We start from the raw sequence: 14,159 nt of genomic DNA on the forward strand, positions 1-14,159 counted from the left end.
ACATAAAAAAGCACTGACTCTTTAAGTGGAGTCAGTGCTTTTCATCAAAGCGCTTTAAGTAAAGTGGAATGAATCGTACGCAGGACATCTCCCCGGCTGATCACCCCGACCACCTGTTTCTGATCGTTCACAACCGGTATCTTCTTGAAGCGATGTTTGGCCAGGATGTTCACTACATCCTCCATTTCGTCATCCTCGTGGACAGTGACGATCCCGCGTTTCTTCGCCAGATTCAATATAGGACGATCCTTCAGTTCATCAACGATCTTATCGATTTTCTCGGCTTTGAAGCTTACTGTAAGCAAATAATTAAAGACGATTGCATCCTTCGGCTGGATCCCCCGCAGAATATCGCCGTCACTGACGACGCCTACGATGCGCTGTTCTTTGTCCAGTATCGGCATGCCGCTGATCCGCCGATCAACAAACGTTTTAAGTACATGCTTTACCGTATCCTGTTCGTTCGCTGCTATTACATCTGTTATCATGAAGTCTTTTGCTTTCATATAAAAGCCCACCTTCTATATGGGATGAATGCTACAACTTTATTATACGCTTACATGACTGAATTTGCTAAAAAAAAGACATCTGCCAAATAAGCAGATGTCAAAAATCATCATTCTTTTTCGAAATGCTTCGTACTCCGGACTGTATCGATCGGCCGTACAAGTTTTTCGATTTGTTCGCGTTTTGGTTCCAGGAACGGCGGCAAAGAAAGTTTCTCTCCAAGTGTCTCATACGGCTCGTCTCCCATGAATCCAGGACCATCCGTCGCGAATTCGAATAGAATTCCTGGTGCAACCCGGGAATATAGCGATTCAAAGAAATGACGGTCCACGTAGCCGGATGTCTGGAACTGGAAGCTGTTCATACGTTCGATCCACTCTTCCAATACCGCACGATCCTCTACACGGAAAGCAGCATGGTGCACAGTCCCGAATCCTTGTCTGCCATCTGGCAAAATCGTATTGTGCTCGAGGATGACGCTCGCTCCGTTTCCGCCTTCGCCCACTTCATACAAATAAAGGGATCCTTCTTGGGCAACCGGGCGGAATACCAGTACTTTTTCGAGCATTTCCTTGAAATAATCGATATGCGCTGTCCGTACAAAAATCGGCCCCAGCCCTGTGATGGCAAATTCCAATGGTACTGGACCATTCTGCCATGGTGTCCCGGATGCAACACCCTCATCGAGTTCGTCACTGATCAGCTGGTATTGCTGCTCATCAAAATCCTCGAAGGATAATGTCTTCTTGCCGAATTGCTCTTTGATGCCATGATGTTTCACTTGCAGACGATCGAATCGATTCACCCAATAATCCAATGCTGCGTCAGTCGGCACTCTGAAGGATGTCTTGTAAATCTCATTCGTGCCATGGGTCCCTTTTGGAATACCAGGGAAATCGAAGAATGTCATATCTGTTCCGGCACTGCCTTTGTCATCTGCAAAGAATAAGTGATATGTTTGGATATCATCCTGATTCACTGTTTTTTTGACCAGACGCATGCCAAGTACATATGTGAAGAACTCATAGTTTTTTTCTGCACTGCTCGTAATTGCCGTTACATGGTGTATACCTTTTAAATGATTCATCTTTATCACACTCCAGCCTGATGATGGAATTACCTCGAATTCGAGATAATTATATTATGACGTATCTGCCGCATGATGTCAAACAAATGAAAGCTAAAGAAATAGCACCCACACTTTCAATTTCTTCAATCTCCTTCAATTTTATCTGCAATTGAAATGTGAGCGGCGCGGTTTTTACTCACTGGCTTTTATAAAGAGCCCCAGTTTCAGCCTCGGATCTTCTTTACGATAGATTTCAATTTCAAGCAAAAACAATAGAGCTCATTCTTATCGGACAGAATGAGCTCTATTTCTATAGTTGATATTCTTTTAGTCTCTTTGCTTTTCTTTTTAGCATATAAACACCAAAGGCACCCAATAACGTTATCGGCGCTATCATCATCCCTATCCAAAGAGGCGCTTTGCTTCCGCTCGAAATGATCGGCAGCCAGAATGATAGTATATGCATCAGGACAAGAAATAAAATGGCATTAGATAAATGCTTATATTTAGCCGCTTTTGATTGGGCGTCTGTATATATTTCCAATTTATCCGTCCCGTCGTCTTCTTTGCAAAAATAATACCAGCCTCCAAATGCACTGACCAGCTTCCAGCCATCTTCCTCGAACAGCATGAAATAGTCTTGGTTTCGAATACCGAATTGATAATCCAGCCGATATATCAATTTGGACGGTCCGGCAGCTTCAAAGGTGTAGGTGAACCAGCTGTATCTCTCCAGGATCCACCCTTCCTGCGCCATCCGCTGCAGCCATACCTCTTCTTTCTCGTCGCTCCAAGCCCAAAAAAATTTCCTTATCTTCTTTCTCTCTGACATAATTCTCCCCCTGCTTGCTTTTCACTGATGCCAATCCAGTTTTTTTACCTCATCACTCATGGTTTATTTTGTTTTGGTATAAAGAGCTTTCATTTCTTTTACTGTAATCATGCAATTCTGCCAGAAAGGCATCTTATCCCATTATTATATCGAACCGCGATATATATCGTATAACGATATAATACCATAATCTTTACAATTGAGGCTATCGATATTTTTTATGACGAATGGTAATATAATGGAAAAGGAGTGTGATATTCTGCGTAGTGCTATTTTTGATAAACGTTTCTTATTCTTGACGATAGCTGCCCTTTCGTTTCAAGCGGGTGCCATATTGCTTGCTGTGTATGAAAAGGACGCCTTTGCGGTACTTTTGATAATCGGCATTTTGATGTCGGCATTGTCGGTAAGAAGAGGGATCATTTATTATCATTCCCAAGATAAAAGCGCCTGAACGGTGTCCAGGCGCTTACCAATGCTTGACATCTTTGAAATCCCGCATGATGATGCGCGACTCTTTGATATCCTGATATAATCGATATGGTTTGCTCGCCAGCCGGATCGGCAGCGTGAAAAGGAACTGACTGAGATCATCTTTGTACTCTGTCGTCATCCTGGAAGGCTTGGAAAGGATGCGATTCTGCCATTCTTGCTTGAATTCCTTCTGCAAATCGAGCCGGACATCAATCGCATGATGACATTGAGTACAGCAAATCGTCTTGAGCTTGTCGTTGATGTAGGTAATGGTGAATGGAGACTCCTCGCGACAATGGATACAATATAACTCTGCTTCCATGCAGCTTCGTTTCACTGTTATCTCCTCTTTCCTGTGTCTGGCTTTTTAGAACCCAAAAGGCTTCTGCAGCTTTTTTATCCTTCCTACTCAGAACATTTCGCTATCTGCATGCCAATATCCTGTCTATTTCCATCAATTTATATGCATGTTTTTCAACTCTTCGTATACGATTTTCAATAGTCGTTCTTCTATTCGGGGTCCTTCTTCTTCATCCAGCAGCCCATTCAGCAGAATCGAGAAGACTATTCGTTCACCTGATTTTGTTTCCATATAGCCCGACAAGGAACTGACTCCAGTCAGTGTCCCTGTCTTTGCCTTGATTTTTCCGGCCAGCTCACTATCGGCGAAGCGATTGCGAAGTGTTCCGCCAATCATCCGTTCCGGTTCGCCAGCGACCGGCAGGGAATGTTCAAAAGCATGGGACCAAGGCTCGTTCTGAACATGTACAAGCAATGCTGTCAGCTGCCTGGCAGTTATGCCATTCACATGTGAAAGACCAGAACCATCCCGAATGACCATTTGCCCTGTCGGTAATAGTCCATCAAGATAGCGTTCGATTTGTTCGATACCATCTTCCCAGTTCCCAGCTCTTTCCTTGCTGCCCATATGCTTGACATACATCTCGGCATGGCCATTATTGCTTAGCTTCATGAATGGAAGCAGCAATTGCTGAAGCGGTGCAGATTCCTTGCGCAAAAGCTCCGTCGTCTTTGCTGGAGCCTTTGCTGTTTTACTGCCGCCATCCACCTGAATTCCTGCAGCTTCGAGATTCTCCTGGAACAAATGCAGTACATATTCGGCAGGTTCCCAAACAGCTACCCATTCCTGCTCTTTTTCACCTGGAGCAATTGTGCCTGAAATGACGATATCATTGTTTCCATGCGTTCGAACCACTTCCAATTCTGCTTCACCCTCTTGGGAAATGACTGCATGATTATGTATGGTCACATAATCCGTTGCAGGGATGATGCTCACATTTGGTTTTCCTGATGAAGACGATGCATCCACCACAACCTTTACGGTTCCTGTATCATGATCGGTATCCGGCGCTGCCGTCAAAGCGCTGATTGCGGCACCATAATAGGCCGACTCATCTTTCCAGGTAGTATCTTCACTATATCGTTCCTGATCAAAATATGTATCATCAGCGATGATATCACCATGTATTTTCTTGATTCCTGCTTTGCGAAGCTGTTTTGCCAGCTGCCCGATGTCCATATATGTCAAAGACGGATCACCTTTACCAATCAAATATAAGTTCCCATGAAGCTGTCCTGCCGAGATGCGGCCGTCGGTGGCAATGATCGTTTCGAACCGGTGTTCTGCCCCCAGTCCATCCAAAACAGCTGCAGCAGTCAAAAGCTTCATATTGGATGCAGGACGCATGCGCTGATCGGCGCTTCTTTCATAGAGTGTCTTGCCTGTTTGGCCTTCAGCGATATGGATTGCAACAGCCGCTCCCTGCAATTGTTCCTCGCTTGCCAAGTATTCATTAATCCTTTCTTTCATCGCATCCTCTTTTCCGGCTACGCGGATATGCCCGTGAGGGATCAAACAAGCAAAAAACAAAAGCATTACAGCTAATAATCGCGCAATTTTGCGAAGCATCTGCAATTCCTCCTTTTGCATACCCTGCTTAACCTGTACGTTTTCATCTATATGTATGTAGTGTAACAAACTATCAGATAATTTAAAATATTACTCAAAGGTAAAAAAAAGACACCATCAAAGGGTGTCTTCATTCTTGATATATAAGCATACGGGGCAATGGTCGCTGCCCAGCGTCTCTGCATGTATCTCCGCTTCTTCTATTTTGTCCTTCCATCTCTGGGAGACGATGAAATAATCAATGCGCCAGCCGATATTCCTCTCCCTCACCTTATTCATATAAGACCACCAGCTGTAAGCATCCTCGCGATCCGGATATAGGAAACGGAAACTATCCACGAATCCGGAAGCAAGGAAGGCTGTCATCTTTTCCCGTTCTTCTTTCGTGAAACCGGAATTACCATGATTCGTCTTGTGATTCTTCAGATCGATTTCTTGATGGGCCACATTCAAATCACCGCATAAAATGACTGGTTTGCGGCTGTCCAGCTCCTGCACATACGCAAGGATCCTGTCTTCCCACTCCAGCCGCTCCGCCAATCGCGTCAAATCTCGTTTGGAGTTCGGTGTATAAACCGTCACCAAATAGAAATTATCATACTCCAGCGTGATGATGCGTCCTTCAGGCTCCGTGACGCCTTCTTCCAACCCATATGTGACATGCAGCGGTTCATGCTTCGTGAACACAGCAGTACCGGAGTATCCTTTACGCTCTGCATAATTCCAATATTGATGATAACCAGGCAGATCTAATTCAATTTGACCCTCCTGGAGCTTCGTTTCCTGCAAGCAGAAGAAATCTGCATCTTGTTCCTCAAAATATTCAAGAAAGCCTTTCTTTACACAAGCTCTGATTCCATTGACATTCCATGATACGAACTTCATTTTCTCTATTTCCCCCGTTGTCTGTCTCTAATCTGTGATGTGCAGGATTATTTTCCCTGCATGTGTTCTGCTTTCCATTAGCTGATGCGCTTTGAACGCATCCTCGAGCTTGAATTCTTTTATGCTTGGAAAAGTAATATCTTCTTTTTCTACGAAGCTGATAACTCGATCAGCAATAAACTTCAAATCTTCTGGGCGTTTTTTGCGAGTCGTTCCCAAGCTATAGCCAAGCAGAGACCGGCAGCTTGCGTGGACGTCTGATGTTTTAATCCCCCCGGCTGCGCCGCTCGCATTCCCGTAGTTTACTAATCTACCATAGGGTGCAAGACAAGTAAAACTATCTTCCATTATATTTCCGGCAAGCGAGTCTAAAATTAGGTCAACACCAGCTCCATCTGTCAGGTTCCGAACCGAATCTGGGAAATTATCATAAGTAATACAAACATCAGCACCAAGTTCCAAAGGCAAAGCTGCTTTCTGATCTGCGCTTACGGTTCCTATTATTTTGCCTGCACCTAGTTTTCTTGCAAGCTGAACCAATGTAAGGCCTGTCCCGCCTGATGCAGCATGAACAAGCACAGCTTCTCCTTTGCTGAGTCTCCCAACGCGCTCGAGCAGCATGAACGACAAAAAGGAAGGAACCGGACAAGCCGCAGCGACAGACGAATCAACATGATCTGCAATCGGATAGACAAGCACAGCATTCGCTATAGCATATTCCGCATATGAGCCTGATTTTGCAAATGCGATAACTCGATCGCCGATATGAAGTCCTTTGACATCTTGCCCTAGCTTATCAATGATTCCGACAGCATCCAGTCCTAGTATACCAGGGGTGCCAGACCCCTTTGTGCCCTTTCGCTTTTTTATATCAGCAAAATGGACACTTGCTTTTAATACCCTTATCCTTACTTCCCCGGCTGATGGTTCAGGTACTGTAAGATTTCTAAATTCGAGCACATCTGGACCACCCGTGCTTGCTGCTACAATCGCTCGCATAATAAGCCTCCTATTGATTGGGACATAGATGCTCAAGTCATAATCAGCTTTTCTCTGCATATTTTATCATATTGCAGTATATTTTCCGTTCCACAACTCTCGAGAAAAGGAGCTGTATCATGAGCCAGGTCAACATGGAAGATCTGAAGACGGCAATTGAGAAGCGTATAGGAAAGCTTGAAGAGCTGCAGCAGAAGGATGGATCTTGGCGCATGTGCTTTGAAGGTGCTGTTTTAACAGATTGCTTCTATATAATCACTTTCACTTCATTCGATAGAGAAACAGATACAGTCGAGAAACTTAAAATTGAATTACTGAAAAAGCAGCGAGACGATGGAAGCTGGGCAGCATATCCCGGCGAAAGAAACGGCAACTTATCGGCTACTGTTTTGGCTTATGCAGCACTTCGTTTTTCAGGAATCCCTGCTCAGGAGCTCCGAGCAGCAGAACGCTTCATCAGCACAAACGGCGGCATCAACAAAGCGCACTTTATGATTCGCTTCATGCTGGCTGTACACGGTATGATACCATGGCCAACTTTTTTAAAGTTCCCAATGACCGCTCTGCTTGTACCGACCACATTCCCAATCAATTTCTTCCAATTCAGTTCATACGCCAGAATCCATTTTGTTCCCATGCTGCTGTTATTAAATAAAAAGTTCAAACGGATCAGCTCGCACAGTATCCAGCTTGAACATCTATTATATGAAGAAGAATGGGATGATTTTACGGATGCTCGTTCGCCATTTCGTTCCATTACCAATGAATGGAGCCGTCTGGCTCGCTTGCCAGCTCGGCTGCATCGAGCCGGCTATCGATACGCGGAACAATATATGCAGGAACGTACGGAATCAGATGGAACACTCTACAGCTATGCAAGTGCTACCTTCTTCATGGTCTACGCCTACCTGGCGCTAGGATATGAAGAAAATAATCCTAGGATACAGCAGGCATTAAAAGGGATACATTCTCTTGTCAATGAAAACTGCAACGGCATCCATGTAGAGAATTCCACTTCAACTGTTTGGGATACAGCATTGCTCAGTTATGCACTTCAGCAAGCAGGCGCTCCAGTAAAACAAAAGATGATTCAATCAGCCAATCACTATCTGCTGCAGCGGCAGCATGTCCAAAAGGCGGACTGGCAAATTCATCAGCCAGGAGCCGAGCCAGGCGGCTGGGGATTTTCGGATATCAATACGAATCATCCCGATAACGATGATACCTCCGCTGCACTCCGCGCCATCACAAGGCAGGCCCGTGAAGATCTTTCCATCAAGCGTGCCTGGAAAAAAGGAACGGATTATTTGCTGGCAATGCAAAACAAAGACGGCGGCTGGGCTGCATTCGAGAAGGATACAGATTGGTGGATCCTTGGTAAGCTGCCGATCGAAAATGCTGAAGATGCAGCGATCGATCCATCTACTGCAGATCTGACAGGTCGTGTCATGGAATATCTCGGGACTTATGCCAGTTTGAAAAAAGACCATTCCAATGTGAAAAAAGCCATCCGCTGGCTTTATAAGCATCAGCAGTTAAATGGATCATGGTATGGCAGATGGGGAGTTTGCTATTTGTACGGTACATGGGCTGCTTTGACTGGCCTTGCAGCAGTTGGCATAAAACCGTCAGAAAAACACGTGAAACGTGCTGTAAACTGGCTGAAAGCTGTTCAGCATGAGGATGGCGGCTGGGGGGAATCATGTAGAAGTGCGGAAGTAGGAACGTATGTAGATTTGCCGATCAGTACTGTCGTACAGACTGCTTGGGCAGTTGATGCTTTGATTGCCAGCGGCGAACAGGATAGCAAGGAGGTACAGCAAGGCATCAGCTTTTTGCTGAGAGAACCTCTGCTGCAGGCCTCGATCGACTACCCGACCGGGATCGGACTTCCCGGCCAATTTTATATCCGTTATGAAAGCTATCCGCACATTTTTCCACTGCTTGCTCTGAGCCATTACCGGCTCAAGGCAAAGGCTTAGCTTAGCCAATACTTTTAACCATACCGCCATCAATGACGAAAGCCTGTCCGGTAATATAGGAATTAGCTGAAGAACAAAGGAAAACGGCCATGTTGGCAAATTCTTCAGGCGTACCATATCTGCCCATCGGGATAGCCGCTTGGCTTTGCTCCTGGACTTCATCCAGCCTTTTTCCAAGCTGATCGGCTGTCTTCTGATCCAGTTGGTCAACGCGATCGGTATGTATTTTCCCAGGCCCCAGTGTATTGATTAAAATATTGTCTGGTGCCAGTTCCTGTGAAAGTGACTTTGCCAAGCCGACAATCCCAGCGCGAAATGTATTGGACAACAGCAAGTTATCAATGGATTGCTTAATGGAGGATGAAGCGATATTAAGAATATGACCGCCGCCATTTTCCTTCATGATAGGAGCTGCTGACCGAATAAAACGAACGAAGCTCAATAGATTCAGTTCAAAAGCCTGCTGCCAGTCTTCATCGCTGAAATCCAGCAGTTTACCGGCCGGCGGACCGCCAGCATTATTGATTAGAATATCAATTGAACCAGTATGCTGCTTAGCGGATTCCACTGCACGGGAAATGTCGTTTGCATCCGTAATATCACAAACAGAATAATAAACAAGCGCATTACCTGATTCTTTGATGATGTCATCCCTTGTCTGTTTCAGTGCTTGTTCATCCCGGCTGATGATATGGACACAGGCGCCTTCCTTGGCGAACTGCATGGCTGTTGCCTTCCCCAGACCTTTGCTGGCAGCTGCGACCAATGCTGTCTTCCCTGTCAATCCTAAATCCATAAAATCCCTCCTTACTCTGCTGCTTTGGCGATTTTACTCCTGATCCAGCGAGCTGCTGTGTCTTCTGGAATCTCGTATGTACCGCCTTCACGGAGCAGTTGGTTTTTATACATCGTTTGGACGAGCATGATTACTTTCATCTGCTGTCACTCCTTCCTTGGTCTCATTATACACCGAAGCCGCCGAGCAGACAGGCTTGGCGGCTTGTTCACAGCAATACGATATAATCTCGATGCACGACGGCCCTATGCCATACCGAAGCTGGATCGGACTCCCGGCTGATAAGCATTTCCCTAAGGTCCGCCGATGAAATATCACTGATTCCGCGAGCGATAGTATCTCCATCCGATGTCCTGATATCGACAACAGCTGATGCGGAAAAAGTGCCTTGCACCTCTGTGACACCGATCGGCAGCAAGCTTTTGCCGTTCTGCAGCAATGCCTCGGCTGCGCCGGCATCAATGGTAAGACTGCCTGTCGCCCTGGCATGATGCGTCAGCCATTGCTTGGTTTTGCGCTGTACTTCGGATGCTTCATCCCCGATATATGTCCCAGCGCCGTTCCCTTTGGCGATCTCGAGCAGCGTCGATGACTCATTTGTCGTGCCGATGAATACCGGCACGCCCAACTCGAGTGCAGTCTGGGCTGCCAGCACCTTGGAATACATGCCCCCGGTGCCGACTTTGGACCCGGAAGTCTGTTCGATGGAAGCCTGCATTTCAGCCGGAATCCTATCCAGGCGCTGATAACGCTTCGCATCAGGATATGTATTCGGATTCTTGTCGTATATCCCATCCACATCCGTGATCAAAATAAGCAAATCAGCTTTGACAAGTCCGCTGACATAAGCAGATAACATATCATTATCACCAAATGTGAGCTCCCGGATGGATACAGAATCATTTTCGTTGATGATCGGGATGATATTCCGCTTCAGCAGCTCCTGCAGCGTGTTATAGCTGTTATTATATTGATCGGCATTTGTGAACACATCTCGGGTCAAAAGCAGCTGCGCGCATTTCATATCATATTTACCAAATGCTTCTGTATAGGCTTGTACGAGCAAGCCTTGTCCGATGGCGGCTGCAGCTTGCTTCCCTTCGATCGTCACAGGTCTTGACGGATAGCCGAGCTGACGGAAACCAGCTGCCACTGCACCGGATGATACAAGGATGACCTCGTGCCCCTCCCTGATCAAAGCGGCGATTTGATCGGTATGCCGGCGGATTTTCGCTTCGCTCATTCCCCCACCTTGTTCCGACAGCATGCTGCTGCCTATTTTTACGATTATTCTCTTCATCACTCATTCACCTTTTCGTCCAATAACTCATTTTAGTAACGATTATATAGCAAAATATCGGAAGCTCCTAGCTTAATAACAAAAAACTTCATTGAAAATGAATAAATAGAACAGGGATCGGAGCATCCGCCGAAGCAAGCATAGGAATGATATTTATTAATGATCCAAAGGATGGGGAACGGATAGTATGAGCCCTGGCATCAGGAGGGGCAATAAGATTGAAGCTGGTTTCATAAAAAAGAACAGCACCCCCACGACGCGGCGATGGGGGTGCTGCTTACTGTCTTCCCTACGGATCATCTCAGATAGTTAATGCACTTCGACTGTCCAGCCGAATGTATCTTCCAGCTCGCCCTTCTGGATGCCGACGATCGTATCATAGACCCGTTTTGCTACTTCACCAGTGACACCTTGGTTGATCTCATATGTTTCGCCTTCATGGAACAGTTTTCCGACAGGAGAGATGACTGCTGCTGTACCAGTACCGAATACCTCTTCCAGTCTGCCTTCTTTTTGAGCCTGGATCACTTCGGCGATCGACACACGGCGTTCTGTCACAGGATATCCCCAATGCTTCAATAGATGAAGTACGCTATCTCGTGTGACACCTTGCAGGATGCTTCCATTCAGCTGAGGCGTGACGATTTCACCGTCGATTTTAAAGAATACGTTCATACTGCCGACTTCCTCGACATATTTCTTCTCCACTCCATCAAGCCAAAGGACTTGGGAGAAGCCGGATTCTGCTGCAACTTCCTGCGCTTTCAGGCTGGCAGCGTAGTTACCGCCGGTTTTCGCGTCACCGGTACCGCCTTTGACTGCACGTACATAGTCATTCTCCACTGCGATGCTTACCGGATTGATACCTTCTTTGTAGTAAGCTCCCACAGGGGACAGAATGATGATGAATTTGTAGCTGGCAGATGCAGCTACGCCAAGGAACGGTTCCGTTGAGATGATGAACGGACGGATATAAAGTGATGTTCCTTCTGCAGTCGGGATCCAATCCTTTTCGATCGAAATAAGCTGTCGCAATGCTTCCAAGGCCAGTTCTTCATCCAAGCGCGGAATGCATAGTCTGTCATTCGAGCGGTTCATACGTTCGAAGTTCTTATCCGGACGGAACAGCAGAACCTTACCTTCTTTCGTCAAATAGGCTTTCAAGCCTTCAAAAACAGTTTGACCATAGTGGAAACACATGGCTGCAGGATTTAGTTCGAGCGGTGCATATGGTACGATTTGCGGATCATGCCAGCCAGCTTCGGCAGTGTAATCCATCGTGAACATATGATCGGTAAACACCTTTCCGAATTGAAGCGTGCTTGCTTCCGGTTTCTCTTTTAAATTTTCGCTGCGTGTAAAAGCAAAGGTTTGTTGTTTCAAAGCTAGGACTCCCTGTCATTTTAGATTTTCTTTTTCTTTAAATTGTTCCTAATGATAGAATATTGCGACAACAATATCTTATCAACAGATTATAAAGGAGAAATCAGTCAGTTTCAACCTAAAATTTTAACAAAATCACTATCCATGTGTTACGATGGACAAAGATCAGGGAAAAGAAAAGCAGATACATAAAGGAGGGACGGCATATGGAAACGGGTACAATCATGTGGATCATTTGTGGCATCATCATAGTCGCTGCGCTCGCAATAGCAGCAGTCATGATCATGAAGGCTGCGAAATCCATGCTGGCGACGAAGAACAAAATCAATAAGACGATGGCACCGATGCAAGCGGATATGCAGACGATCAAACAAGAACAGGCTGTACTGCAGCAGCATCAAAAGGATATTCAGGAAAATATCCAATCCATCACAGAAGGAACAAAGACAGTCATCTCCTCGATCAAACAAGCACCCTCAGCATTAAAGCAGCAATTCAAACAAACATAATCTGAAGACAAATAACCAGCAGTCGATCGACTGCTGGTTTCTTTATGCTTCTGTCAATTCATTCAATTGACGCAATATGCCTTCAGCTTGCAGCATGGCTCCCTTTACATCCGTGAGCTCAGCCGAAAATCGTTTGATGCTTTCCTCGGTACGGCTGCTTATTTGTTCATTGCTTTGGGAATGGGTCATGATGTTATCGAATTTAGTCGTTACATCATCAAGCTGTAGCGTCCCGCTGGCAATCAGCTCTTCCGCGGCTGCCATATACTTGCTTACATTGCTGATTTGCGAATGGGTATCTTGAATCAGCGCTGTGACATCGGATACGGATGTTTTCGTCTCTTCCGCCAGTTTCCGGACCTCGCTTGCTACAACGGCAAATCCTTTCCCTTGCTCCCCTGCACGTGCCGATTCGATCGAAGCATTCAACGAGAGCAGATTCGTCTGCTCGGCAATGCCCTCTACCAGGCCTACGATGCTGCCGATTTTAGCAGCTGCTTGCTCCAGCGCTGTCAGTTCTTTCTGTACCATATCCATCTGATCCCCGATGCGCTGCATCCGTTCCTGCTGAAAGACAAGTCCTGCTTGTCCTTCCTCGGAGTGGTTCACGACTTCTTTTGCTGCCTGTTTCGTCTCATTGCTCTGCTCTGTCAGCGTCGCCGAGAATGCAACCAGTCCCTCCACAGCATGGTTCACTTGCATGAATATACTTGTGAGGCTTTCGGAGGTAGCTTGAATACTCTCATGCAGTTTATTCTGCGTTTCGATATGTTCTATATGTACACGTTCATGTTCGGTATTATAAGCATCCAATACGATTTGCTGTTCAATATTGAATATTTTCGTCGTAGTCAAAACTACGGTACGGTAATCATGAAAGTCGGTAATGTGTTTTTCATAAATGGACAGCATCTGCTGCAGAAGGTCCTGGAAAGCCCCCATATACCATTTTGGCCCCAAGCCGATTTTGGCATGTATCAAGGCAATGCGCTTGCGCTTCTCCACATAGTCTGCGTCGACTTTGCCATCGAACATTTCCTGGATGTGGCGCTTCAGCGTCTGCTTCAGCCTGTCAACGGAACTATTATTTTCGATGATCGCCAGCAAGTTATCCTGATTCGTGATGTTTTGATAAAAACGGGTCACGATACTCTCGATCTCCTGTTGGACCAGCGGCTGCATCCTTGCAAGCACACGCAAGTCCCCTTCTGTCAGATGAATCATATCCAGCTGTTTTTTGAGCTCGCCTTCGACTTTCATGACAGCCTTGGTTCCTTTTGTAAAATCGATACCGCCCGCTGAGTCTGTTTTTTTCTCTTTTTTGCGTTTCAATAACATTATGTTCCTCCTTATTGAATCCCCCATTTCCTAATTATCGGTTGAACAGCCAAAAAATGAAGGAGTCCTGCCAAAATACTGGCAGGAATTCTCACAAGTTGCTGGCTCCTTCTCCTTTTTCAAGCCATAATAAAAGCAGAACTTCCGCCAAACGG

15 protein-coding genes are annotated in these 14,159 nt (G+C 45.9%); 3 read left to right on the forward strand and 12 right to left on the reverse strand.

Annotated elements, in window-relative coordinates; genetic code table 11:
* Window positions 1-44: 44 nt before the first annotated feature.
* From MHI54_RS00005 to MHI54_RS00015, 3 genes are all read right to left on the reverse strand, one after another.
* Complete coding sequence (locus MHI54_RS00005) at window positions 45-506, reverse strand: CBS domain-containing protein (protein ID WP_095215180.1); 462 nt, start codon at window positions 504-506, stop codon at window positions 45-47.
* Between the two features lie 110 nt (window positions 507-616).
* The gene (locus MHI54_RS00010; protein ID WP_095215179.1) at window positions 617-1,594 is read right to left on the reverse strand and encodes a ring-cleaving dioxygenase; all 978 of its coding nucleotides are present in this window, start codon (window positions 1,592-1,594) and stop codon (window positions 617-619) included.
* A gap of 292 nt (window positions 1,595-1,886) precedes the next feature.
* Window positions 1,887-2,408, reverse strand: coding sequence for a DUF2812 domain-containing protein (locus MHI54_RS00015; RefSeq protein ID WP_095215178.1), 522 nt, complete (start codon window positions 2,406-2,408; stop codon window positions 1,887-1,889).
* Window positions 2,409-2,646: 238 nt separating this feature from the next.
* Between MHI54_RS00015 and MHI54_RS00020 the strand changes: the two genes are divergently transcribed.
* Complete coding sequence (locus MHI54_RS00020; RefSeq protein ID WP_340082076.1) at window positions 2,647-2,862, forward strand: hypothetical protein; 216 nt, start codon at window positions 2,647-2,649, stop codon at window positions 2,860-2,862.
* Between the two features lie 15 nt (window positions 2,863-2,877).
* Here the strand turns inward: MHI54_RS00020 and MHI54_RS00025 are convergent, their stop codons facing one another.
* The 4 genes from MHI54_RS00025 to MHI54_RS00040 form a co-directional block, all read right to left on the reverse strand.
* A complete protein-coding gene (locus MHI54_RS00025; RefSeq protein ID WP_095215176.1) occupies window positions 2,878-3,219 on the reverse strand; it encodes a bh protein in 342 nt (113 codons plus the stop codon).
* A gap of 117 nt (window positions 3,220-3,336) precedes the next feature.
* The gene (gene dacB / locus MHI54_RS00030) at window positions 3,337-4,812 is read right to left on the reverse strand and encodes a D-alanyl-D-alanine carboxypeptidase/D-alanyl-D-alanine-endopeptidase (RefSeq protein ID WP_340082077.1); all 1,476 of its coding nucleotides are present in this window, start codon (window positions 4,810-4,812) and stop codon (window positions 3,337-3,339) included.
* 117 nt (window positions 4,813-4,929) lie between these two features.
* Window positions 4,930-5,697: an exodeoxyribonuclease III gene (locus tag MHI54_RS00035; protein ID WP_095215174.1), complete on the reverse strand. Its 768-nt coding sequence runs from the start codon at window positions 5,695-5,697 to the stop codon at window positions 4,930-4,932.
* A 27-nt stretch (window positions 5,698-5,724) separates the two neighbouring features.
* Window positions 5,725-6,696 (reverse strand): zinc-binding dehydrogenase, encoded by a 972-nt coding sequence (locus MHI54_RS00040; RefSeq protein ID WP_340082078.1) that lies wholly within the window; start codon window positions 6,694-6,696, stop codon window positions 5,725-5,727.
* 119 nt (window positions 6,697-6,815) lie between these two features.
* On the opposite strand from MHI54_RS00040, the gene shc reads away from it, so the two are divergent.
* Entirely contained in the window at window positions 6,816-8,678 is a 1,863-nt protein-coding gene (shc, locus tag MHI54_RS00045; protein WP_095215170.1) for a squalene--hopene cyclase, read from the forward strand.
* Window position 8,679: 1 nt separating this feature from the next.
* Here shc and MHI54_RS00050 read toward each other — a convergent pair whose 3' ends face one another.
* The 4 genes from MHI54_RS00050 to MHI54_RS00065 all read right to left on the reverse strand — a co-directional run bounded on the left by MHI54_RS00050 (window position 8,680) and on the right by MHI54_RS00065 (window position 12,157).
* On the reverse strand, window positions 8,680-9,474 hold the full coding sequence (locus MHI54_RS00050; RefSeq protein ID WP_340082079.1) for an SDR family oxidoreductase: 795 nt from the start codon (window positions 9,472-9,474) through the stop codon (window positions 8,680-8,682).
* Window positions 9,475-9,485: 11 nt separating this feature from the next.
* The gene (locus tag MHI54_RS00055; RefSeq protein ID WP_255374703.1) at window positions 9,486-9,614 is read right to left on the reverse strand and encodes a hypothetical protein; all 129 of its coding nucleotides are present in this window, start codon (window positions 9,612-9,614) and stop codon (window positions 9,486-9,488) included.
* 68 nt (window positions 9,615-9,682) lie between these two features.
* Window positions 9,683-10,774, reverse strand: a complete 1,092-nt coding sequence (proB, locus tag MHI54_RS00060; RefSeq protein WP_340082080.1) for a glutamate 5-kinase — start codon at window positions 10,772-10,774, stop codon at window positions 9,683-9,685.
* Between the two features lie 309 nt (window positions 10,775-11,083).
* The gene (locus tag MHI54_RS00065) at window positions 11,084-12,157 is read right to left on the reverse strand and encodes a branched-chain amino acid aminotransferase (RefSeq protein ID WP_095215167.1); all 1,074 of its coding nucleotides are present in this window, start codon (window positions 12,155-12,157) and stop codon (window positions 11,084-11,086) included.
* Window positions 12,158-12,363: 206 nt separating this feature from the next.
* On the opposite strand from MHI54_RS00065, the gene MHI54_RS00070 reads away from it, so the two are divergent.
* On the forward strand, window positions 12,364-12,666 hold the full coding sequence (locus MHI54_RS00070; RefSeq protein ID WP_095215166.1) for a hypothetical protein: 303 nt from the start codon (window positions 12,364-12,366) through the stop codon (window positions 12,664-12,666).
* A gap of 42 nt (window positions 12,667-12,708) precedes the next feature.
* Here the strand turns inward: MHI54_RS00070 and MHI54_RS00075 are convergent, their stop codons facing one another.
* Window positions 12,709-14,004: a globin-coupled sensor protein gene (locus MHI54_RS00075; protein WP_340082081.1), complete on the reverse strand. Its 1,296-nt coding sequence runs from the start codon at window positions 14,002-14,004 to the stop codon at window positions 12,709-12,711.
* Window positions 14,005-14,159 lie beyond the last annotated feature (155 nt).

The sequence above is a fragment of the Terribacillus sp. FSL K6-0262 genome, assembly GCF_037977385.1.
Lineage (GTDB): Bacteria > Bacillota > Bacilli > Bacillales > Amphibacillaceae > Terribacillus.